The following is a 20,276-nucleotide window of genomic DNA, read 5'->3' on the forward strand; positions in this document are numbered from 1 at the left end:
CGGACAAGGACGTGGTGTAATTAAACCTCTTGCACCCCATACAAGCGGCTCTTGGCACCCCCAGGAGCCGCTTTTTTGCATCCGACGAGATTTCAGCGCATGTTAGGCCTGCCAGCCGTATCTGATCCCAACCCTCAAATCCCCGTCCCACCGTGAGATCCGCCCTTTCCCGCCTGATGGCCGGCACCGCCGCCGCCGTGATACTTTCCTCGATCCCGGCCCCGGCGGCAGACCCCGGCAAGACGCCCGCCCTCCCCTCGACCAACACCCTCGCGACCAAGGCCCGCCAGGAGCTGGAGGTCATGATGGACAAGCTGAATCTCAGCGACGTGCAGAAGACCCAGGTCCGGCCCGTTTTCGAGGACGCCCTGGTCCGCAGCAACGCCCTGCTCCAGTCTGCGCTCAAGAACCTGAGCGGCAACAAGAGCAGTGAACAGAAAGCCGCCGCCCTGGAGCAATCCAAGCAGGAGCTCAAGAGCATCAAGGAAGACACCGACACCCGCCTCGCCCAGATCCTCACCCCGGAGCAGATGGCGCAGATGAAGAAACTCCGCAACGAGCGCGGTAGTGAGCTGAAGAAGGAGTACCCGGTGAAGAAGCCGTCCTGACCAGGCCTATGTGAAACAACCATCGGAGAAGCTCTGCCGCAGCTCCGTCATCGTTTGCGGCTCCGCTCACGATACTTCCGCAAACTCTGCGTAAAGGCCTTCTGAAATTCCGGGGGCTGTTGGGTCAGCAGTTTTTCCACGTCCGCCTTGCTGGGCTGGTCATTCAGCGCCGCCAGACACAACGCGGCAACCAGGGCATCCGGCGCGCCCTCAGGAAGATCAATGGCATGGGGACCGACGGTCAGTTCGCCTCGAGGTTCATCCACACCATTGTAGGGGAGGGATCGCAGAATGTAGCCCCCCTCCAACATAAACCGCAGCAGATCCAGCGACGGCGCATCTCCCATATCGCGCAGGGTGGCCATCGTACGCCACCTATTGGCCTGACGCGGATGGGACAATGAAAATCTGGCAAGGGGCTCCAGCAGCGGCCATTCGCCAAGCCACGGTTTGAAGTTTCCGAGCCCAAAGATCCAGCGCGCCGCCCCTTCCCCTTCGGCTGTAGAAGGCCGCGCCTTTCGAATCGCCGCAGCCACCGCCTCCTGCGGCAGGGCCACGATCCATTCTGTCAGGATCAGCTGCTCAAACCGCGGCACCATTGACCAGTTGTTGTGGTCACCACCGAGGAGTTTCAGGAATAACGTCGCCTGATCCTCTGCGGACGGAAGCTCCCTCTTCAACATCTTGAGAAACGCCTCCGGCCCCTCTCCAGCGAGGGTGGCATCCGTCACGGTCCACGGCAGGCACCTGCGGTAGCTCTCCCGTCTGCGTTCCTCCGCGCTGGCCCGGCGCTCCAGCATGTCCATTTCCTCCTTGGCCCGGACGTGGCCATGGCGGGCCAGCCAGTCTTGGAGATACGCAGCGGCCCGATCTGTCAGCACCCCGTCTGACGGCCACTCTCCCCCACGCCACCGGATGGATTTTCCGTGATGATGGCTAATGGCTGCCACAAGCACATCCCCATCATAGAACTCGAACGTCGGCTCACCGCGACACATGCAGAAAAATCCATCCCGGCTGTCCGACACTTCCAGATGCGTGGCCAGCTCTGCGATGATACGGGGATCCCGCGTGTCATGAAACGTCACCGCCACTTCCCTCTCATAAAGAGGGGCTCCACCCGTGCGGACCTTCAGACGGTCTGCGGACTTCAAGACTGGTGCCAGCACCGCATTCATGCTGCGGCGCACCTCACATTGAGGATTCATTTCCGCGAACCGGTCCACCTTGCCTTCATTCACTATTGCGAGCAGCAGGTTGGCTGATTTCAGGGCAGGCAGAGTAATTTGCGGCAGGTTCCCCACCGGAGAGACGGCGACATCGAGGGTTCTCAGCTTCGGGAGAGTTTCCAGCGACTTGAGATTCAACGGCACAAGCAGCCTCTTATCGAACGTGCGGATGTGCCCCACCCGGAGCTGACGGAGCTCTACCAACCCGCTAAGCCAGTCTGCCCTCCCAAGATAGTCACAGGCGTCGGCGACGAGCGTTTTCAGGAAGGTGAGACTGCCCAGTGCCTGCACCTGCTGCGCCTCACGGCATCTGGGGAGGCTGAGGTACTCCAATGGCAGCCCTTCCACAGTGGCAAAGTCAAAGCGTTCCGGACTGATCGACCGCAACGCAAGAAACCTCAGCTCTCGGAGACGTCGCAACTGGCTCACGTTTTCAAACCCTCCGCTGGAGGAGGAGGCCAGCTCCAGGTGACGCAGAGTGGCAGGCAGCGTCGGGAGCCGGTTTCCACCATCAAGCATCGACCCCTTCTCCAGGACCACCATCACCCGAGCCAGATCCAGTTTGTGAAGCAGGGCTTCCAGAGCAGGAGACCATTTCTCCAGAGTCACCCCCCTGAGCTGCCGCAGGTCTGCCTCGCTCATGTTCACAAGACGATGCTCCAGCTCCGCGTCAGCCCCCGCATCGACTCGACACGCCGCCAGCACTTTCCCACCTCCTGGCATCAGGCGATAGAGCAAATGGTCCTGCTGCTGCCCCTCAAAGTCGTAGCTCCCCGGCTCATCCAGGGTCAGTGCGAGACGGTTCACCATCACTTTGTCGCCTGGCTCAGGCCCGTCGCCGCCCTCCACATGCCAAATTGGTGGCTCGATAGGTTCGCCATTCAGGGTGAAGCGAAACTTCTCCGGTGCCCCTGCCGCAAGTGAGGTTTGCAGGAGGCTAAAGCTCCAGAGAAACAGAAACACTATTTTTACCACGCCGCCATGGTGGCATGACGAGATTGCGTCAGTCGATGCAAAAACCTCGTTATCTGGCCGGCCCCTCAGTGCTGCTCACCCCTCCATCGTCTCCACCCGCATCCACACCGGCGTTTCCCGCACACACTCCAGCGCCGCGATGCTGCCGATCGCTTCCTTCACGGTCGCCAGTGTCGCGTCATCGAGCATCAGGATCAGGGAGGTGAACTCCGAGCCCAGCTCCTCTGGCTGCATGACGCTGGAGATGCCGATCCCCCGGTCGCCCAGCAGGGCCGCCACCTGGGCCAGCACTCCCGGCTTGTCGTCCACCTTCAGCCGCACGTAGTAGTGCGAGATGGTCTCGGCCGCCGGCTTGCTCTTCCCATAGAGACCGTGAGGCACGAACCCGCTGTGGCGCTGGCCATACACCAGGGTGGCCGCCGCCTCGGCCAAATCGGAAATCACGCTGGAGGAAGTCGGGTCCTGCCCGGCCCCTTTGCCGTAGAAGAGGGTCTCCCCCACGATGTCGCCATTCACGAGCACCGCATTGTAGGCACCGCTCACGCTCGCCAGGATGTGGCTGCTGGGCAGCAGGCTCGGACGGGTGCTCACCTCCACACGCCCCTCGGCATCGGCGCGGATCACGCTCAACAGTTTGATGGTGTAGCCCAGCTTTTCAGCAAAGGCCATCTCCGTGGGCGTAACACGCTCGATCCCCTCCACATGCACGTCCTGGGGCTTGATCCAGAAGCCGTAGCTCAGGGAGGCAAGGATGATCGCCTTGTGCGCCGCATCCCAGCCGCTCACGTCCAGCGTGGGATCCGCTTCGGCAAAGCCGTGCGCCTGGGCCTCGTCCAGCGCCTGCTCGTAGCTGATCCCCGCCTCCTTCATGCGGGAGAGGATGTAGTTGCAGGTGCCGTTGATGATGCCGTGGATGCTCTTGATGTGGTTGCCCACGAAGCCTTCCTGCACCGTCTGGATGATAGGGATGCCACCCGCCACGGCTGCCTCAAAGTAAATCGGTACGTGGCACTGCTCCGCCAGGGCAAAGAGTTCCTGCCCACGCTCAGCGAGGAGCGCCTTGTTGCCCGTCACCACCGGCTTCTTCGCCCGCAGCGAGGCGCACACCAGATCAAAAGCCTCTGTCGTGCCACCCACCAGCTCCACCATCACATCCAGGTTCGGATCCGCGACGAGCTCCCGCCAGTCGCCCGTGATCATGTTGGCCGGGATCTCAGCACCGCGCGGCTTGGTGACATCGCGTACCGCGATTCTGTCCACTCGCAGCACACAACCGGTGCGCTCTTTGAGCAGCCCCCCGTTCTGCCGGAGATTTTTGAAAACTCCCATCCCCACGTTTCCCAAACCTGCGAGACCGATACGAACGAGACGGGGGCTGGGCACGTTGCTGGACATGATTTTAGCGGGAAAATGAGGCGCGCATCATGCATGGGATACCTCCCTCACGCAACCCAGTCTTCATCTTGAAAGATTTCTATAAATCTGAGAAACAAACTATCGATTTGAAAAAAATTCAACCTTGTCACCGCCTTTGCGGTCTGTTGGGATACCTCCATGCGCATTTTCAGTACCCTGGTAGCCATGCTCTTCTTGAGCGGTTCCGTCGTCCACGCTGACGATGCGGGCGGGGTACCTGTGGTGACCAGCGCAGCGGCCGTAGGAGCCAGTGGCACCGCCAGTGCCGTGCTGCCCTCCTCCGCGTTGCCGCACAACTCGCGGGCCATTGTGCTCGTCATTGGGGTGGCCGCCGTCCTGGTAACCTTCCAGCGGGCTCTAACTGCCCCCAGGAAAAGCGCCTGAGACACGCTCCGCATTCGTGCGAGAGCCAGCACCTGATTGGGCTTCGACGGGCAAGGGCCATTTCCTTTGCTTGATTCCCGCCCCCTTTGCGGGCATGGAAGCAGCTCCCAATCTATCACCATGTCCAGGAAACCTGTTGTACTCATCATTCGCGACGGCTGGGGGATCAATCCCGGCGGCAAAGCGGCGGCGGCCGATAACGGCGACGCCACCCTGCTGGCTCACACCCCTTTTCACGACGAGCTCTATGCCAAGTACCCCTGGAGCACGGTCAGTGGCAGCGGTGAAGACGTGGGCCTCCCGGAAGGCCAGATGGGCAACAGTGAAGTAGGCCACCTCAATCTCGGTGCCGGCCGCGTGGTCTATCAGGACCTGACCCGCATCAACAAGTGCATTCGGGAAGGTGGACTCGCCCAGCAGCCCGTGCTGGTGGACGCCTTTGCCAAGGCCAAAGGAAAGCGCCTGCATTTCCTCGGTCTGGTGAGCGATGGTGGGGTGCACTCCCATCAGAACCACCTGGCCGCCTTGTGCGACGCCGCCAAGGCCGCCGGAGTGGATGACATCTTCGTCCATGCCATCACGGACGGCCGCGACACCTCCCCCAAGGGCGGTGCCGCCTACGTGGCCAAGCTGGAGCAGGACCTCATCCCCAGCGGTGCCAAGATCGCCACCGTCATCGGCCGCTACTATGCGATGGACCGGGACAAGCGCTGGGAGCGCAACAAGCTCGCCTGGGACGCCATCGTGCTCGGCCGTGGTGAAGTCCACAGCGATGCCCCCAGCGCCGCCGTCGCCGCCGCCTACGCCACCGAACCTCGGGGCGATGAATTCCTGCTCCCCATGATCTTTGCTGACGCCAATCAGCAGCGCATCCATGAGGGCGACGTGGTCCTCTGGTTCAACTTCCGCGCGGACCGCGCCCGCCAGCTGAGCGAGGCCTTCCTGCTGCCTGGCTTCGATGGATTCGACCGCGAAGTCACCCCCAAGGTGGCCTACTACACCCTCACAGAGTACGACCAGACCTACTACGACCTCGGCTGCCAGGTCATCTTCGGGCCCGAGAGCATGAAAAACATCCTCGGTGAGGTGGTGTCTGCCGCTGGCCTCAAGCAGCTGCGCGCTGCAGAGACAGAGAAGTACCCCCACGTGACGTTCTTCTTCAATGGCGGCCTCGAGACCCCGTTTGAAGGGGAGGACCGCTACCTCGCCATCAGCCCCAAGGAAGTGGCGACCTATGACCAAAAGCCCCAGATGAGCGCCCCGGACCTCGCCTTCGAGCTCGTACGCCGCATCGGGAATTACGACTTGGTCATCATCAACTTTGCCAACCCCGACATGGTGGGTCACACCGGAATCGTCGAGGCTGGCGTGCATGCAGTGGAGACCATCGACCTTGGCGTGCGCCTGGTGGTGGAAAAGGTGCTCTCCTTGGGGGGCAAGCTCTTCATCACGGCGGACCACGGGAACTGCGAACAGATGCGCAATGCCGATGGCACCCCACACACCGCCCACACCACCAATCTGGTTCACGGCATCTACGTGGCCGCCGATGCAGCGGAGCACCAGGTGCGCAATGGCCGGCTGGCGGACATCGCCCCCACCCTGCTGCACATGCTGGGAGTCACGCAGCCCGCAGATATGACCGGCAAATCGCTCCTTGAGCCCAAGGCCTGATTGGGCCTGACCTGACAATCATCACCGATCTGGTTGAAAAGCTGCTTCCTCGTCTCAGCGGGGAAGCAGCTTTTTTGCAAATCAGTACGCCCTGATAGGGCGTTATGTCCCGGTTCCGCCAGTCTTGCTTGCCTCCCCCAGCCGAAAGCGTATCCTTTTTATATGAACAATGATGTGGTGGCGGTGGAGTTGCGCAACGTGCTTCCCATGGACAACGGCCATGCGGTGTTCCTGGGCAACGCGGAGAAGACCTTTGTCATCTTCGTGGATGAGCCCGTCGGCACTGCCATCACCATGTCGATGCGCGGCATTGTCAAAGACCGTCCCCTCACTCATGACCTCATGAGTCACCTCCTGCGGGCCTTCGGAGCGAAGGTCGAGCGCATGATCATCAACGCCCTGGACAACGGCGTCTTCTACGCCCGTCTCATCATCAGCGCCCAGAACGAAGTGCAACAACGCAAGGTGGTGGAGCTGGACGCCCGCCCCAGTGACAGCATTGCCCTCGCCGTCGCGCAGAATGCCCCCATCCTCGTGTCCAACGAAGTCTGGCAGTCCGTGGATGACGTCAGCGAGACCCTGGACCAGGTGCAGAAACGCGGCCGCCGCAAGGAAGATGAATAACCCCTTCGGGGTGGACACAAGACTCGAAGACTCAAGACAGAAGACCTGAGCTGACGCCCAAGTGGAAACGCTGGCCGCTTAGGTTTGTCATGGGAAGTTTGCGACGGGACCGGGACAAGAATGTCCCTCACTCCTTTTACTGACCGCTTCGCTGGGAGCCACCATCCACGCGTCAGCTCAAGTCTTGTGTCTTGTGTCTTCAAGTCTTGCGTCCACCCCGAAGGGGTAAAAAAAGACAGGCCGGACCACCCGGTCCGACCTGCCTTTTTCGCACGCTTCCTCACTCCGATGGTTAGTCGGAAATCCTTGTCATGGGAGACTAGCTGCCGGAGACAGCATCACGTCCACGCTCCCCAGTGCGGATCCGGATGGCTTCCGCAACTTCACTGACGAAAACTTTTCCATCGCCAATCTTGCCGGTATTGGCGGCTTTCACGATCGCTTCCACCACCGTGTCACAGCGATCAGACTCAACCACAACTTCGAGTTTCACTTTGGGAAGAAAGTCCACCGTATATTCACTCCCGCGGTAGATCTCAGTATGTCCCTTCTGGCGACCAAAGCCCTTGACCTCAACGACCGTCATCCCTTGAACACCAACTTCGGCGAGGGCTTCTTTGACGTCTTCCAGTTTGAAGGGCTTGATAATGGCTTCGACTTTTTTCATAGAGTTTGGTTTGGTGGAGGGGATGGGGTGAGAGGTTGTTGCGGTTGTCCGGCTGGATTGCCTGATTCCTGATCAAGACATTAGCGGGCACCGTGCCAACTCACGACGAATTTTGAAAAAGATGGTTTAGACCACTTCCGGCACATTGAATTTTTGCAAACCCCCGTCGCGAAGCTTGGCAAGCCTCACACGGCATGTTTCTATCAGCCTATCCAATCAAAACCTGCCTCATGCAAACACCAATTAAAGTTCTCTTCCCCGCCCTTCTCGCCGCTTTCACCCTCAACGCCAACGGCGCAGACAAAATCACCCTGCGTCAGCACTGGGAGCCCGGAAAGCTGTATAAACAAGAAAACGTCACGGACATGACCATGATCATGCCTGGCTTGGGCGCCGCAGGGGAGCAAAAGACGAACATCATCCAGAGTCTTACCGTCGGCGTCACCAAAGATCCTGGTTCCGATAACAAGTCCGCTGAAGTCAAGTTTGCCGCCATCAAAGGTTCGATGACCATGATGGGCCAAGTGATGACGTACGATTCCACCGATCCCGCCAAGTCCCAACCGTTCCTGCAGCAGGCGTTTGGCGCAATGGTCGGCAAGTCTTTCACCATCGTTTACGACAAGGACGACAAGTTCGTCTCCGTGAAAGGCATTGAAAACCTGGCCCCCACCCCGCTGGGCAAGACCCAGGCCATGGACGGCAAACAGCTGGCGGAAGCCTTCCGCAAATCCAGCGAGATGGGCCTGCCCAAGGACCCCGTGGCGGTCGGCGACACCTGGAAGTTGGAAGAGAAAATGGACCTGCCCCCCATCGGAAAACTCGTCATCAAAGCCACCGGAAAATTTGATTCCCTCGCCACGGTCAAAGGAGCCAATACCGCAAAGCTGCTTATCACAGGCGAGTTTTCCACCGAAGGCGACAACCAGATGGTGAAACTCGGTGAAGGTTCCAAGTTCGATGCGGAGGTGCTCTTCGACCTGGATCGCAAGGTGGTCGTCAACAACGTGACCAACACGACTCTGAAGCTGAATGTTGGCGGAAAAGAAGCCCCCATGACGCAGAAGGTCACCACCACGCTCACCGGCATCGAAAATCTTAAGTAAGGGCAGCCTCCCTCCCGCAAAACTACGGGAGAAATGAAAAAGCGGATGATGCGAGGCATCATCCGCTTTTTTGTTTCGGCCACTCAGGCCGGAAAAAGCTCTCAGTCAGAGCAGATCAATCAAGCGCCCACCGCGTAGCGGGTGAAGCGACGCACGACGATGTTCTCGCCGAGCTCAGCGATCTTGCTCTTCACAAGGTCACGAATGACGATCTTGTCGTCCTTGATGAAGGGCTGCTCAAGGAAGCAGTTGTCAGCAAAGTACTTGTTGATTTTGCCTTCAACGATCTTCTCGACCACGTTGGCAGGCTTGCCCTTGACCATTTCAGCGGCGATTTCGCGCTCTTTCTCAAGGGTGCTCTCGGGCACATCTTCACGCTGGAGGAAGGAAGGGTTCGCGGCGGCGATGTGAAGCGTAAGATCCTTCACGAAGGCCTGGAAGTTTTCGTTCTTGGCCACGAAGTCGGTTTCGCAATTGACTTCGATCAGCACGCCCACGCGACCAGCCATGTGGATGTAGCTGGAGATGATGCCTTCCTTGGCTTCGCGGTCAGCCTTGCCTTCAGCCTTGGTGATGCCTTTTTTGCGCAGGATCGTTTCAGCCTCTTCGATGTTGCCTTTGGCTTCGGTGAGAGCCTTTTTGCAGTCCATCATGCCCGCATTGGTCTTCTTGCGGAGGTTGTTGACGAGTTCAGCGGTGATTTCAGCCATGGGTGGTAACAGAATGAAAGATTGGAGGGAAACTAAAGGGCGCGCAGCAAACGCTGCGCGCCAGGAAACGAAGCAGCAAGCAACGAAACCGACTTACTTCTTCACCTCGGCCTGGGCCATGAGGATCGGATCAATCAGCTTCTGAAGGATGATGCGGATGGAGCGAATCGCGTCGTCGTTCGCAGCGATCGGATAATCCACAGCGTTCGGGTCGGCGTTGCTGTCCACGAGAGCCACGATCGGGATGTGCAGGCGGGTAGCCTCATGCACGGCGATGTGCTCACGGGCGCTGTCAACGATCACCATGGCGTCCGGAAGGCCGTCCATGTAGCGAATGCCCTTGAGGTTGCGCTCAAGCTTGGCCTTCTCACGGTTGAGGGCCGCGATTTCCTTCTTGGACATCGCCTTGAACTCGGGGAGCTTCGGGAGATCTTCGAGATACTGCCAGCGGGCCACACTCTTGCGGATGGTCGCCTGGTTGGTGAGCGTACCACCGAGCCAGCGGTGATTCACATAGAACTGGCCGACGGCGGTAGCCGCTTCCTGCACGGCTTCCTGAGCCTGGCGCTTGCAACCCACGAAAAGGATGCGCTTGCCCTTGCGGGTCAGGTCAGCAAGGAAGTTGGCAGCAACTTCAGCCTGCTCGAGCGTCTTCTCGATGTTGATGATGTGGATGCCGTTGCGGGCCTCCAGAAGGAACCCCTTCATCTTCGGGTTCCAACGGCGGGTTTGGTGACCGAAGTGTACTCCGGCCTCGACGAGTTCTGCGAGTTGTTGGTAGGACATGATGCTAACTGAGCCTGAGACCGCACTTTCCCGTCTTTGGAGGACGGGCCAGCTCATTCTTTGGGGAATGATCCGGTCGGCAGGCGGATAAACGTTGAACTGATACTGAAAACCTTCCCGCCCGGCGGAAAGGGGCAGGCAGATTAAAGGCAAATGCTGAATGCGCAAGGAGAATTGCCGGGGTGGAAAAAGTGAAAAGTAGAGAGTGAAAAGTCAAAAGTCGGGGACCGGGCAAGGCTCAGCGCCGGCAAAGTAAAGGCGGACTTCAGTTTGCGGCGGATGCACTGAGGCAGGCTGAAGCCTGGACTCCGCACAGCTTCCAAAAAACCGTGCGTGCAAAGTAGCCTGTCGGAAGCTCTTCCTCGAAGAGGATTCGGCCCCAAACCCAACGTTGGCGAGCTCCCAGCGAACCTACGTTAGGTGGGCAATGAAATAGCGCTTACTCCGAAGGAGTTACGGCGGTCAGACTCCCTGTCCGCCGCCCTCCGCCCCCCTTGTCCCAACGGCAAGGGGCAAAGAACCTCACAGCTCTTTGCCCCTGCTCTCCCGGGGAAATTCCCGAAATCTTGATTGGGCGCCGATCAATAACTCTTCGCGAACACTACGCGGCGGGAGCTCGGCTTGCCCGTCAGGAAGCAAGTTCCCTCCTCGGCATACTCGTCGCCGTTCGGGATGCAGCGGATCGTCACCTTGAGCTCCTTCTGAAGCCGGTCTTCGTCTTCGCTGCTGCCAGCCCAATGCATGAGGGCGAACCCGCCATGGATTTCAGGCTTGTCTTCATTCTTGGGCGTGAAGAAGGCGCGGAACTCCTCTTCGGTGCTGAGCTTGTGCATGTGCTCGTCGCGCAGCGCCGTGGCGCGCTCGAGGAGTTGCTTCTGGATGTCGGCGAGGATGTCGGCGACGTCTTGAATGAACTGCTCTTTGGGGATGAATTCCTTCTCTTTGGGGCCGCGGTCGCGACGCACCACCGCCACACTGCGGCTGGTGATGTCGCGAGGACCGATTTCGACACGAATCGGCACCCCTTTCTTGATCCACTCCCAGTTGCGGGCACCGCCGGCGATGTCCCGCTTGTCCACGTGGACGCGCAGCGGCTCGCCATGGAAGGCATGGGCGCGCAGAGTCTTGGCCAGCGCTTCGCAGGCATCGATAACCGCATCCTTGGTATCAGGCTTGGGCGTGACGGGAAGAATCACGATCTGCGTGGGAGCGATGCGAGGCGGCAACACTGCTCCGTCATCGTCCGCGTGAGCCATCAGCAGGGTGCCGATCAACCGGGTGCTCACACCCCAGCTCGTCGTCCAAGCGTGATGGCGAAGATTGTCGCGGCCGAGGAATTCAATGTTGGCAGCCTTGGCAAAGTTCTGACCCAGGAAATGCGACGTGCCCGCCTGGATGGCCTTGCGATCCTGCACCATGGCCTCAACCGTGAAGGTGTTCAGTGCGCCGGGGAACCGCTCACGCTCGGTCTTCTCCCCTGGAATGGCGGGAATGGCGAGGTAGTTGCGGAGGAACTCTTCATAGACGCCGTGCATGAGTTTGGCCTCTTGCATGGCCTCCTCAGAGGTTTCATGGGCGGTGTGCCCCTCCTGCCAGAGGAACTCCGCCGTGCGGAGGAACAAACGGGGGCGCATCTCCCAGCGCATCACGTTGGCCCACTGGTTGATGAGCAACGGCAGGTCACGATAGCTTTCCACCCAGCGGGCGAAGGCCGCACCGATGATTGTCTCAGAGGTGGGGCGAATGACAAAAGGCTCCTCCAGCTTTCCGGTGGGCTCCATCTTCACGGTGCCGTCGGGCTGCTTCACGGCCTCCAGGCGATGATGGGTCACCACAGCACATTCGGTGGCGAAGCCTTCGGCATGCTGAGCTTCCTTTTCCAGGTAGCTCAGGGGGATCAGCAGGGGGAAATACGCATTCTGGTGCCCCGTTTCCTTGAACTTGGCATCCAGGTGTTTCTGGATGAGTTCCCACACCCCGTAGCCCCACGGCTTGATGACCATGCAGCCGCGCACCTCGGAGTTTTCGGCGAGATCGGCGGCGCGGACGACCTGTTGATACCACTCAGGAAAGTTGTCGGCGCGGGTGGGGGAGATGGCGGAGGCGTTGCTCATGTCTGGAAGCCCAAGCAATGCAGGAGCCCACGCCCACTTGCAAGCACCAACTGGGGAGGAAGCACCGAACGGATGCCCCGGAGCCAACCCTGGCGGGATGCACAATCAAAACCGATGCGGCATTGCCACAGCGACCGGTGTTTGGCGCGACAAAGGCTTGTGATACCGCTGAGGCCCCCTCTTTACTGGCCCCCAGAACCCTCTCATTCCGAGGATCTCCAACAAACACCTTCCCCAGGGCGGCCTCGTCAAACGCGAGTGCCTACCCTCTTATCCGCCTCAAATGAACGGACCGCCGCTACTACTGCGGCATCATCGAGGGCCCCTGCTGGATCGTCCCATCAGGCATCAGCATGTTTGGCCCCTGCGTCTTTTTGTGGAAGCCGCCCCGCTCCAGCACCCAGGGCTGGTTCCAGCGGAAAGCCGTGTTCGGGGAGTCATCGAATGTCGTGGGCACATAGGAGCTCGTGTAGATCTCATCCCCACTGTCATCATTGGCCTCACCTCGGTGGGTGTCATCTGCCGGACAGACCCAATTGGTCTTGGCTATGCCGTAATCCTTCAGTTTCTCGTACCACCACTTCCACTCCCTCTCTTCATCATCGTAGCCTTCCTCAGGAAGCTGGGGCCACACCATTTCATGGTCCTGCATGTAGGTGTTGAACCCCACATGCATGATCCTCATGTTGGAAATACAGGCAGCGTAGCCTGCCATGTGCCGGAATTTACCGAACACGGGAAACGAGATGGTCGCAAGCAACGCCACAATGGCGATGACGATCAACATCTCAATGAGGGTGTATCCGTGGGGAGCGGGGCGTTTTCTCATCTCTCACTAAAAGGAAAATGCCGCGCGACGAATCGCGCGGCACAAAGGGACTTCAGATCAAGCTGGAAACAGGCTGACTAGATTAGCGGGAACCCAAGAAGAAGCGGCGGTTGCCGTAAACATTCATCTTGTAGGTCTCAGCGTTTTCCTGCACCTGATCGATGTTCTTCGGCGTGATCGCGGCAAGGAAGTCGGGATCGCTAAGGAAATCAAACAGAGCACCGAAATCCACCGTGCCGTCGTCACCCGCCTGGATGTCGGAGAGGCTCTCAGCGATCTGCTGGGCAAGACCGGAGATGATCGGCTGAGCGTCTGGAGAGATCAGGGTGATCTTGCCAGTGCCGGAGAAGCGGAGCTCAGGATAGGTCTTCGTGATCTTGGCAACGAAGTTCGTGTTGGCCACGAAACCACGGCCGCCGTTGTTCACCACGCTGGTGGAGGAGTTGACGGTGTTGCTGGAGCCGAAGAGGAAGAAGCTGCCCTGGGTGTTCGTGGAAGCCTGATCGCTCAGGGTCACTTCGGACTGGGAGTTGGTGACGCAAGTCACTTCACGGCGGTCCATGTCCACCATGCCGGATGCGGTGCCGAAGAACGCGATGCCCTTGTAGTAAAGGACGCTGCGATTCAGGTAGCTGCCCACCGTCGAGTTGGAAGTGGTCGTGCTGCCACCGCCGCCCGTAGCACCTGAGGCAACCGAAGGACCAAGGTCCACGTTGTTCGCCCACTGTGCGTAGCCGGAACCGTTTTTGTACCGCAGGGAGGCCTGGTACACACCTTCATTGTCCAGCGTGGCGCTGTAGTCACCACCATCAAATGGACCGCCCACCCAGGCAAATGCCTGTGAGCCCGACAGGAGCGCAAGACCAGCAAGAACTGAAAATAGCTTTTTCTTAGTCATGGCCTCGAAACTAGCGGACTCGTACACATCCCTTCAAGATTTTTTTTGAAATTCATTCGTTTCGCTCCGACTGCATTGCCCCATGCCGCCGGACTACCATTTGCACACCCCTCTCTGCAAACATGCCGAGGGCCATCCCCGTGAGTATGCCGCTGCCGCTGTGGCACTTGGACTGCCGGAGATCGGCATGTCGGATCACAGCCCGATGAAGTCACACTTTGATGACTGGCGCATGGAGTGGGAGGAATTTCCCCGCTATCTGGAGATGGTGGACGAAGCCCGGGCCGAGTACCCCTCCCTGCCTATTCGCCTGGGTCTGGAGGTGGATTATCTGGAAGGAGGGGAGGCCTGGGTCGAAGAACTCGCGACCAAGGCCCCGTTCGACTACCTGATCGGCAGCGTGCACTACATCGCCCCCGGATGGGATGTGGACAATCCCAAGCACCTCTCGCGCTTCGCGGAGCACGGCGTGGAGGAGATCTGGAGCACCTACTGGCGGCTGTTCGAAAAGGCGATTCGTTCCCGGCTTTTCGATTTCATGGGTCACCCGGACCTTCCCAAGAAGTTCGGCCACCGCCCTTCAGGCGACCTGCGCCCGTACTACGAACCCACGATCCAGGCCCTGGCGGACACTGGCACCGCGATCGAAATCAACACCGCAGGGCTGCGCAAGGACGTGCGGGAGATGTACCCCAGTCGCGAATTTCTTGAGATGGCGTTTTCCGCAGGGGTCCCCTTGCTGATCAACTCTGACGCTCACGCCCCCGGTGAGGTGGGCGCGGATTTCGGGAAGGGCGTGGCGCTGGCCCGGGAAGTGGGTTACACGCACACCCTCAAGTTTGTGGGCCGCACTGCCACCCCCATCCCGCTCTGAAATTCAGCCCGCGCCGCCATGTTGCTCCGAGCCCGAGGCCATCAAGTCCGCTTCCCACGTCGCCCGCTGGTCATGGGCATTGTGAACATCAATGACGACTCTTTTTCTGGCGACGGATCGCTCGACGCCGGGGTTGCCCTGGCTCAGGCAAGGCAGTTTTTGGAATCTGGGGCCGACATCATCGATATCGGCGCAGAGAGCGCGCGGACCAACCGGGCCGCCATCACGGAAGAGGAGGAGGTCGCCCGGCTCGTACCGTTTTTGGCCGCCTGGCCTGCGCTGCTCGCAGAATATGCCGGCCCGCCGTGGGATGCAGACCAACTCTGGCCTCCCCTGCTCTCGATCAACACCTGGCGCAGCGGCGTGATCGAGCGGGTCCTTCCCTTGGGTGGAGATCTGATCAACGATATCTCCGGCCTGCCTGACGCCCGCAATGCTGAACTCTGCGCCAAGCACGATGCGGCCCTGCTTATCATGCACAGTGTGGGTGAGCCCAAAGTCCCCCACACTCATGTCAGCTATCCGGACGTGATGGCGACGCTGGACCGTTTTTTCGAAGACAAACTGGCTCTAGCCACGAGCTCCGGGCTTTCAGAGGAGTATGTGATGCTGGATCCCGGCATCGATTTCGCCAAACAGCGCGACGACAATCTGGCAATCTACCGGGAGCTTGAGCGGTTGCACCGCTTCGGCCGGCCGCTGCTGCTGCCGGTCTCACGGAAAACCGTGATCGGCCAGATCCTGGACTTGCCCAACCCACAGGACCGGGATGCCGGCACCGTGGCCTGCATCGCCGCCGGGATGCGCCGCGGTGCGCACATCTTCCGCGTCCACCATGTGGAAGCAGCAGCTCAGGTGGTGAAAGTCCTCTGGCAGGCCACTCACCTGAAACCTGCGGCTACTTCCGCCGGGTGAGAAGCAAGCCCACCATCTGGATGACCAGGCCCACGGCCAAAGACACGGCACCAGGCTTGATTTGAGTTTTCGCGATGATGGAGTTGAGGTCCATCGCAGGGAGGCCTGCGGCCTTCAATTCCTCAAAGCCTGCGGCAAGGAGATCCACCTTGCTCCATAGATCCTTGACCAAAAATCCCAGTGCACTGACGGCAATGATCCAGGCGATCCAGGCAAACTTGGCGGATCTCAGCCAGGAAAGGGCCATTACGATCACGGCGGAAGAGACGAGGGTCCACGCGGCAGCGCGGTTCATCTCAAAGAGGCTCACCACCCCGATCATCGGCATGTTCAAGACCTCGCCTTTGGCACCCCAAAGAATGAGGGATGCCCCGACGAGGGATAGAACGAAACGGGGAAAGGGCATGGTTTTGGCAGATGGCAACGATTTAGGAGCGAATCGCATTTCAGGCAACCGCTCAATTTCTTCTGACCGCAAGGGGGGGACGGCAGGATTCATGATACCGGTGTAAACGGGGTGTCCGGCGCACCCCCGCAAAGGGGCGCGCCGGTGGGGTTTTGTGAAGACCCCGGGCTCGAAGGGGGGCGAACCGTGTGGGGCCTTCAAGAGCATGCATTTGCAAATCCGGATCAATGTGACGGGAAAAGTAAAACTATTTCCCTGCCGTCCGTAGAATTCCATACAGGGTAGTGCTCGCTTCCGGTGCACTTTGTGCTTTGGTAAGCACTTATCGTCCCTGCTACAGCGGCCCAGTTCGACTCGCAACACCGTGAGCCACTATGAACGACAAGTTCTCCACTGCCCGATTCTCCACCACTTCTCATGACTCCACGTTCGTGACCAAGTGGGACGTGGTTAACCGCGCCAAGGGCGGCGGGATGGACCGCGACTCTGCGAACGCGCTGGAGGAACTTTGCCGGATCTACCGGCACCCGATCTACATCGCCCTCCGGTTCAAGCACGGGTACGAGCATCATGACTCTGAGGATCTGGCCCAGACTTTCATCACCTGGCTGATCCATGGCGACTACCTGAAGCGCGCCGATCCTGAAAAGGGCCGTTTCCGTTCTTTCCTGCTGAGCTATCTGGACAACTTCGTGGCCAATCACCGCCGCAAGCAACATGCCCAGAAGCGTGGGGGCCATGCGATTCACGTGCCGGCGGAGTTCCCCAGCGAAACCAACCGCACGGCGGTGGAGCCGCGGGATGACAACACTCCAGACAAAGAGTTCGACCGCGCCTGGACGCTTGCCACTTTCCGTGAAGCCCTGGACCGGCTGAGGGCGAAGTTTGTTGCGGAAGGCCGGGGTGAAGAATTTGACACCCTTCAGGATTTCCTCCTCAGAAAGCGGGGAGAAGGCGAAAGCTACGAAGTGGCCGCAGGCCGCCTGGGGATCACGGAAGTGACCATGCGTCAGCGCGTCTCCCGCTTTGGCCGGAAATTCCGCCAGATGCTGGAAGAGGTGATCAAGCCGATGGTGAGTGAGGCGGAACTCGATGATGAGCTGAGCTATCTCTGGCGCTGCTTCGAGAAGTAAGCCTGCGGTGCTCCCTCTACTTACGGGAGCATAGCCAGGCCACCAGGTCGCAGAGCTCCTGTTCACTCAGCGTCATGTCCAGCCCCATGGGCATGAGACTCGTGGTGAGGGTGGTCTGCGCCGAGATGCGGTCATGCGCGAGGCTTTTTTCCTGGCCGGCGAGATCCACCAGCAACAGCCCCTCCGCGGTGTGACTGCGGATCAGCCCCATGTGGCTCTGACCGTCTGTCGTCTCAATCGCATGCGTTTCATAATCACGGGCCAGCGTGGCGCTGGGAAACATGATGCTCTCCAGGAGATCACGCTCACGGCGGATGGCTCCGATGTGGCTGAGATCAGGCCCCAGCGCACGCCCCATCCCCGCCACCTGATGACACGCCACACAGGTTCCCCTCCCAGTCTCAAACAGCTTGGCCCCTTCCTGAGGACGACCCTTCTCTTTGACCTGTATGGCCAGCGTTTCCAGCCGCCGCTTCTTCACCTCCAGCGCGGCGTGCGCCTTCTCCAAGGATGGGCTCAGACCGGCAAAGACCTCGGGAGGCCAGCCACTGCAGAGCGTGCGGATGGCGCTTTCCTCAATACTGCCCAATGCGGGAGAGGCCGCCAGGGCAGGCGCGATCTTCCGTCCCTGCTCTGGCTTGCTGTATTTCCGCAATCCCTTGAGCCATTCCGCCAACTCCAAAGGGCCGCAAGCTGGCAGTTCCGCGAGGACCGTGGTCAGTTGAGCATCGGTGAGCCGTGCGGCAGCCAGCATCCGGATGGCTTCGATGCGGGCGGTCACGTTGACCGGGTCCGATGCCGCTTTGGTCAGAAGGTCAAACGTGGCGTCTTTCACAGCCCCGCCCGAGGAAGAAAGAGCCGCCATGGCCTTCAAGCGGAGCGAGGGCGGCTGGGCGTCATTCGCAGCAAGACGCTCCAGCACCGGGTCAAACCTGGGGGATTTGAGCCGTTGCACGACTCCGAGAATCACAGGCAACGCCTCCTTCCTCGTCGCATCAGCGGCGGTGAGCCGGGTTAAGTCCGCCAACAGCGGGGCGATGATGCCTTCATCTGGAGGGATGGTGGAAGCCTGTGCGGCGATCTGCAGGGCCAGACGCCGACACCCCGCGTCGGCATGGGCCAGCATGCGAGCCAATACTTGGGCAGCGGCCGGATCACCCAGCCGATTCTTCAGCACCCTTTCCAATACGGCGGCTTGTCCGGAGCTGAGCTGGTTCGACGCCAGCCATTCATGAAATTCCGCCGCACTGGCTTCTGCCGCCTCCGGGATCAGATCGAGCCCAAACAACGCTGCCTCCCTGGTCCGGGGCTGATCACTGCCCAGACCGCTGGCGAAACTGACCAGACGCGATGCATGCGCAACGCGAACCTCCACGGGTCCGCTGGCGTCGATTCCGGAAAAGTTGGCCGCTCGAACTTCACGGCTGCGCAGGAGATCGCCCTTCGCTGCCCCCAGATCCCCAAGCAGATCCTCCGTTTTCGCCAGAGCAGCCAGGGCCCGGATGCCCGCATGCTCCAGAGAGGGATCCACTTCAGATCCGAGCAATTTCTTCAGCGGTTCCAGCAGGGTGCTGAATCCGGGGTGGTGCGTCAACGCATCGCAAGCCATCCGCTGCCGGGCAGGGATGCCGGACGTCAGCGCCGCGCGGATCTCCCCCTCCGTGCGCCACAACCACGGACTTGCCGCAGGCACCACGCCCTCGTTTTTCACATGCGGGGACGCCTGCCGCCCTTCCCCAGCCCTCCGGATGCGGTAAATTGCGCCGGTCACGTCCGGTTTGGCCATGAGGCTGCTCGGACAACCGATGCGGAACCATCCTCCTGTGTCGAGCACCAGCAGCGAACCATCGCGATCTTCGATCACGTCCGTCAGGTGAGCTTCGGGATCATGGATCTTCAAAAACTCGCGCTCGACTGCTTTGTAGGTGGATCCGGAAGACTCCAACTCCATCCGTACCACCCGCTGCGTGTTGAAGTGAGTCACATACAGGGTCCGAACTCCGGGTGATGCAGGAAATAACACTCCGGCCCGGTCAAACGTGCAACCCGAGACGGCCACGTGGCCGAAGTTGTGGATCACCGGCATGCGATCCAGCGTCCGGGGCAGGCCGGTGATGGCCTTCATCATGTCCGCACGCTCGTACACCCCACCTTCCAGCCAGTGCATGAGCGTGTCACCGCGAGGCTGGGAGTGATAGAGATTGCAGGTGCCGATGATATCCCCCTCCGGGGTGAAATCGATCTCGGTGGGATTGTCCGCGCACCCCAGTGAATGCCACTTCACGTCAGCGCCATCTGGCAGGCAAGACCAGATGCCGGAAGCCAGTCCTTCGTGGACGAGCCTGCCATCGGCGCCCTGAACGACGCGGTGTCCTTTGCGGCCGTGGCACCAGTACAATCTGCCGCTGGGATGGAGAAACGGACCGTGGACATCTGCCGCATTGCCCGTGTAGTCGAAGCCACCCACGATCATCGTCCGCTCTTCCGCCACCCCGTCGCCGTTGGCGTCCCGCAACCGCCAGATGCCGGGAGGTGAGGCCACATAAAGAGCACCCTCGTACCAGCAGGCCCCTTGGGGAAAAGTCATCTTGTCTGCAAAGACGGTCACGCGATCATAGACCCCGTCGGCATTGTCATCCACCAGCTTGAGCACCCGGTTGGGCAGCTGGGCTTCCAGTTCCGCTTTGTTCAGATTGAGCCCCGCGGCATCCCCCACGTAGAGCGCCCCATGAGGATCCACGCACCCCATGATCGGGTGGCGAACCAACGCTGGCGCTGCCGCAGAAACCAGCTCGAGACCATCCGGCAAGGTGTATTGAGGAGGCGCTGCGGATCCTGGTTGTGACCCGAAGTGATACAAAAGTGCCGTCAATGCGAGGATTTTCCGACTCATGGCCGGACAACTACGTCATAAAAGCGCACCTTTTG

The 20,276-nt window shown here is 60.1% G+C and carries 18 protein-coding genes; 8 read left to right on the forward strand and 10 right to left on the reverse strand.

Going from position 1 to position 20,276, the window contains the following annotated elements:
• Positions 1-152: 152 nt before the first annotated feature.
• On the forward strand, positions 153-608 hold the full coding sequence (locus BV106_RS01620; protein ID WP_265595221.1) for a hypothetical protein: 456 nt from the start codon (positions 153-155) through the stop codon (positions 606-608).
• Positions 609-655: 47 nt separating this feature from the next.
• Here the strand turns inward: BV106_RS01620 and BV106_RS01625 are convergent, their stop codons facing one another.
• The gene (locus BV106_RS01625) at positions 656-2,812 is read right to left on the reverse strand and encodes a hypothetical protein (protein ID WP_265595222.1); all 2,157 of its coding nucleotides are present in this window, start codon (positions 2,810-2,812) and stop codon (positions 656-658) included.
• A 75-nt stretch (positions 2,813-2,887) separates the two neighbouring features.
• Positions 2,888-4,207, reverse strand: coding sequence for a homoserine dehydrogenase (locus tag BV106_RS01630; RefSeq protein ID WP_038159518.1), 1,320 nt, complete (start codon positions 4,205-4,207; stop codon positions 2,888-2,890).
• A gap of 159 nt (positions 4,208-4,366) precedes the next feature.
• Here BV106_RS01630 and BV106_RS37960 point away from each other — a divergent pair, with 159 nt between their 5' ends.
• The 3 genes from BV106_RS37960 to BV106_RS01645 all read left to right on the forward strand — a co-directional run bounded on the left by BV106_RS37960 (position 4,367) and on the right by BV106_RS01645 (position 6,910).
• Positions 4,367-4,612 carry a hypothetical protein gene (locus BV106_RS37960; RefSeq protein WP_050030717.1) on the forward strand — a complete coding sequence of 82 codons (246 nt, stop codon included), beginning with the start codon at positions 4,367-4,369 and terminating at the stop codon, positions 4,610-4,612.
• Positions 4,613-4,732: 120 nt separating this feature from the next.
• Positions 4,733-6,286 (forward strand): 2,3-bisphosphoglycerate-independent phosphoglycerate mutase, encoded by a 1,554-nt coding sequence (gpmI, locus tag BV106_RS01640; RefSeq protein WP_038159524.1) that lies wholly within the window; start codon positions 4,733-4,735, stop codon positions 6,284-6,286.
• Between the two features lie 162 nt (positions 6,287-6,448).
• The gene (locus tag BV106_RS01645; protein WP_038159527.1) at positions 6,449-6,910 is read left to right on the forward strand and encodes a bifunctional nuclease family protein; all 462 of its coding nucleotides are present in this window, start codon (positions 6,449-6,451) and stop codon (positions 6,908-6,910) included.
• 319 nt (positions 6,911-7,229) lie between these two features.
• On the opposite strand, the gene BV106_RS01650 is transcribed toward BV106_RS01645, so the two are convergent.
• Positions 7,230-7,577 (reverse strand): P-II family nitrogen regulator, encoded by a 348-nt coding sequence (locus tag BV106_RS01650; RefSeq protein WP_009958904.1) that lies wholly within the window; start codon positions 7,575-7,577, stop codon positions 7,230-7,232.
• Positions 7,578-7,807: 230 nt separating this feature from the next.
• Between BV106_RS01650 and BV106_RS01655 the strand changes: the two genes are divergently transcribed.
• Positions 7,808-8,683, forward strand: a complete 876-nt coding sequence (locus tag BV106_RS01655; RefSeq protein WP_265595223.1) for a DUF6263 family protein — start codon at positions 7,808-7,810, stop codon at positions 8,681-8,683.
• Positions 8,684-8,802: 119 nt separating this feature from the next.
• Here the strand turns inward: BV106_RS01655 and tsf are convergent, their stop codons facing one another.
• The 5 genes from tsf to BV106_RS01680 all read right to left on the reverse strand — a co-directional run bounded on the left by tsf (position 8,803) and on the right by BV106_RS01680 (position 14,020).
• On the reverse strand, positions 8,803-9,393 hold the full coding sequence (gene tsf, locus BV106_RS01660; RefSeq protein WP_038159538.1) for a translation elongation factor Ts: 591 nt from the start codon (positions 9,391-9,393) through the stop codon (positions 8,803-8,805).
• Positions 9,394-9,486: 93 nt separating this feature from the next.
• Positions 9,487-10,179 (reverse strand): 30S ribosomal protein S2, encoded by a 693-nt coding sequence (gene rpsB / locus BV106_RS01665; protein ID WP_038159541.1) that lies wholly within the window; start codon positions 10,177-10,179, stop codon positions 9,487-9,489.
• Between the two features lie 581 nt (positions 10,180-10,760).
• On the reverse strand, positions 10,761-12,293 hold the full coding sequence (gene proS / locus BV106_RS01670) for a proline--tRNA ligase (RefSeq protein WP_038159544.1): 1,533 nt from the start codon (positions 12,291-12,293) through the stop codon (positions 10,761-10,763).
• 301 nt (positions 12,294-12,594) lie between these two features.
• Positions 12,595-13,122 (reverse strand): type II secretion system protein, encoded by a 528-nt coding sequence (locus tag BV106_RS34900; RefSeq protein WP_051944758.1) that lies wholly within the window; start codon positions 13,120-13,122, stop codon positions 12,595-12,597.
• A gap of 82 nt (positions 13,123-13,204) precedes the next feature.
• Positions 13,205-14,020: a hypothetical protein gene (locus BV106_RS01680; protein ID WP_038159548.1), complete on the reverse strand. Its 816-nt coding sequence runs from the start codon at positions 14,018-14,020 to the stop codon at positions 13,205-13,207.
• A gap of 82 nt (positions 14,021-14,102) precedes the next feature.
• Between BV106_RS01680 and BV106_RS01685 the strand changes: the two genes are divergently transcribed.
• Together BV106_RS01685 and folP are read left to right on the forward strand one after the other, a co-directional pair.
• On the forward strand, positions 14,103-14,894 hold the full coding sequence (locus BV106_RS01685) for a histidinol-phosphatase HisJ family protein (RefSeq protein ID WP_038159552.1): 792 nt from the start codon (positions 14,103-14,105) through the stop codon (positions 14,892-14,894).
• An 18-nt stretch (positions 14,895-14,912) separates the two neighbouring features.
• On the forward strand, positions 14,913-15,809 hold the full coding sequence (gene folP / locus BV106_RS01690; protein WP_265595224.1) for a dihydropteroate synthase: 897 nt from the start codon (positions 14,913-14,915) through the stop codon (positions 15,807-15,809).
• On the opposite strand, the gene BV106_RS01695 is transcribed toward folP, so the two are convergent.
• Complete coding sequence (locus tag BV106_RS01695) at positions 15,793-16,215, reverse strand: hypothetical protein (protein ID WP_038159557.1); 423 nt, start codon at positions 16,213-16,215, stop codon at positions 15,793-15,795. The genes folP and BV106_RS01695 overlap by 17 nt on opposite strands.
• Before the next feature lie 374 nt (positions 16,216-16,589).
• On the opposite strand from BV106_RS01695, the gene BV106_RS01700 reads away from it, so the two are divergent.
• Entirely contained in the window at positions 16,590-17,348 is a 759-nt protein-coding gene (locus BV106_RS01700; RefSeq protein WP_038159560.1) for a hypothetical protein, read from the forward strand.
• Between the two features lie 16 nt (positions 17,349-17,364).
• On the opposite strand, the gene BV106_RS01705 is transcribed toward BV106_RS01700, so the two are convergent.
• Complete coding sequence (locus tag BV106_RS01705; protein WP_081891435.1) at positions 17,365-20,241, reverse strand: c-type cytochrome; 2,877 nt, start codon at positions 20,239-20,241, stop codon at positions 17,365-17,367.
• Positions 20,242-20,276: the final 35 nt, after the last annotated feature.

The sequence above is a fragment of the Verrucomicrobium sp. BvORR106 genome, assembly GCF_000739655.1.
GTDB lineage: Bacteria > Verrucomicrobiota > Verrucomicrobiia > Verrucomicrobiales > Verrucomicrobiaceae > Verrucomicrobium.

What these genes read in the sequence shown, in the direction of transcription:
- BV106_RS01705 (WP_081891435.1), bottom strand. Translation starts at nt 20,241, where the DNA reads ATGAGTCGGAAAATCCTCGCATTGACGGCACTTTTGTATCACTTCGGG.
- BV106_RS34900 (WP_051944758.1), bottom strand. Translation starts at nt 13,122, where the DNA reads ATGAGAAAACGCCCCGCTCCCCACGGATACACCCTCATTGAGATGTTG.
- proS (WP_038159544.1), bottom strand. Translation starts at nt 12,293, where the DNA reads ATGAGCAACGCCTCCGCCATCTCCCCCACCCGCGCCGACAACTTTCCT.
- BV106_RS01645 (WP_038159527.1), top strand. Translation starts at nt 6,449, where the DNA reads ATGAACAATGATGTGGTGGCGGTGGAGTTGCGCAACGTGCTTCCCATG.
- gpmI (WP_038159524.1), top strand. Translation starts at nt 4,733, where the DNA reads ATGTCCAGGAAACCTGTTGTACTCATCATTCGCGACGGCTGGGGGATC.
- tsf (WP_038159538.1), bottom strand. Translation starts at nt 9,393, where the DNA reads ATGGCTGAAATCACCGCTGAACTCGTCAACAACCTCCGCAAGAAGACC.
- BV106_RS01695 (WP_038159557.1), bottom strand. Translation starts at nt 16,215, where the DNA reads ATGCCCTTTCCCCGTTTCGTTCTATCCCTCGTCGGGGCATCCCTCATT.
- rpsB (WP_038159541.1), bottom strand. Translation starts at nt 10,179, where the DNA reads ATGTCCTACCAACAACTCGCAGAACTCGTCGAGGCCGGAGTACACTTC.
- BV106_RS01655 (WP_265595223.1), top strand. Translation starts at nt 7,808, where the DNA reads ATGCAAACACCAATTAAAGTTCTCTTCCCCGCCCTTCTCGCCGCTTTC.
- BV106_RS01680 (WP_038159548.1), bottom strand. Translation starts at nt 14,020, where the DNA reads ATGACTAAGAAAAAGCTATTTTCAGTTCTTGCTGGTCTTGCGCTCCTG.
- BV106_RS01700 (WP_038159560.1), top strand. Translation starts at nt 16,590, where the DNA reads ATGAACGACAAGTTCTCCACTGCCCGATTCTCCACCACTTCTCATGAC.
- folP (WP_265595224.1), top strand. Translation starts at nt 14,913, where the DNA reads ATGTTGCTCCGAGCCCGAGGCCATCAAGTCCGCTTCCCACGTCGCCCG.
- BV106_RS37960 (WP_050030717.1), top strand. Translation starts at nt 4,367, where the DNA reads ATGCGCATTTTCAGTACCCTGGTAGCCATGCTCTTCTTGAGCGGTTCC.
- BV106_RS01630 (WP_038159518.1), bottom strand. Translation starts at nt 4,207, where the DNA reads ATGTCCAGCAACGTGCCCAGCCCCCGTCTCGTTCGTATCGGTCTCGCA.
- BV106_RS01650 (WP_009958904.1), bottom strand. Translation starts at nt 7,577, where the DNA reads ATGAAAAAAGTCGAAGCCATTATCAAGCCCTTCAAACTGGAAGACGTC.
- BV106_RS01685 (WP_038159552.1), top strand. Translation starts at nt 14,103, where the DNA reads ATGCCGCCGGACTACCATTTGCACACCCCTCTCTGCAAACATGCCGAG.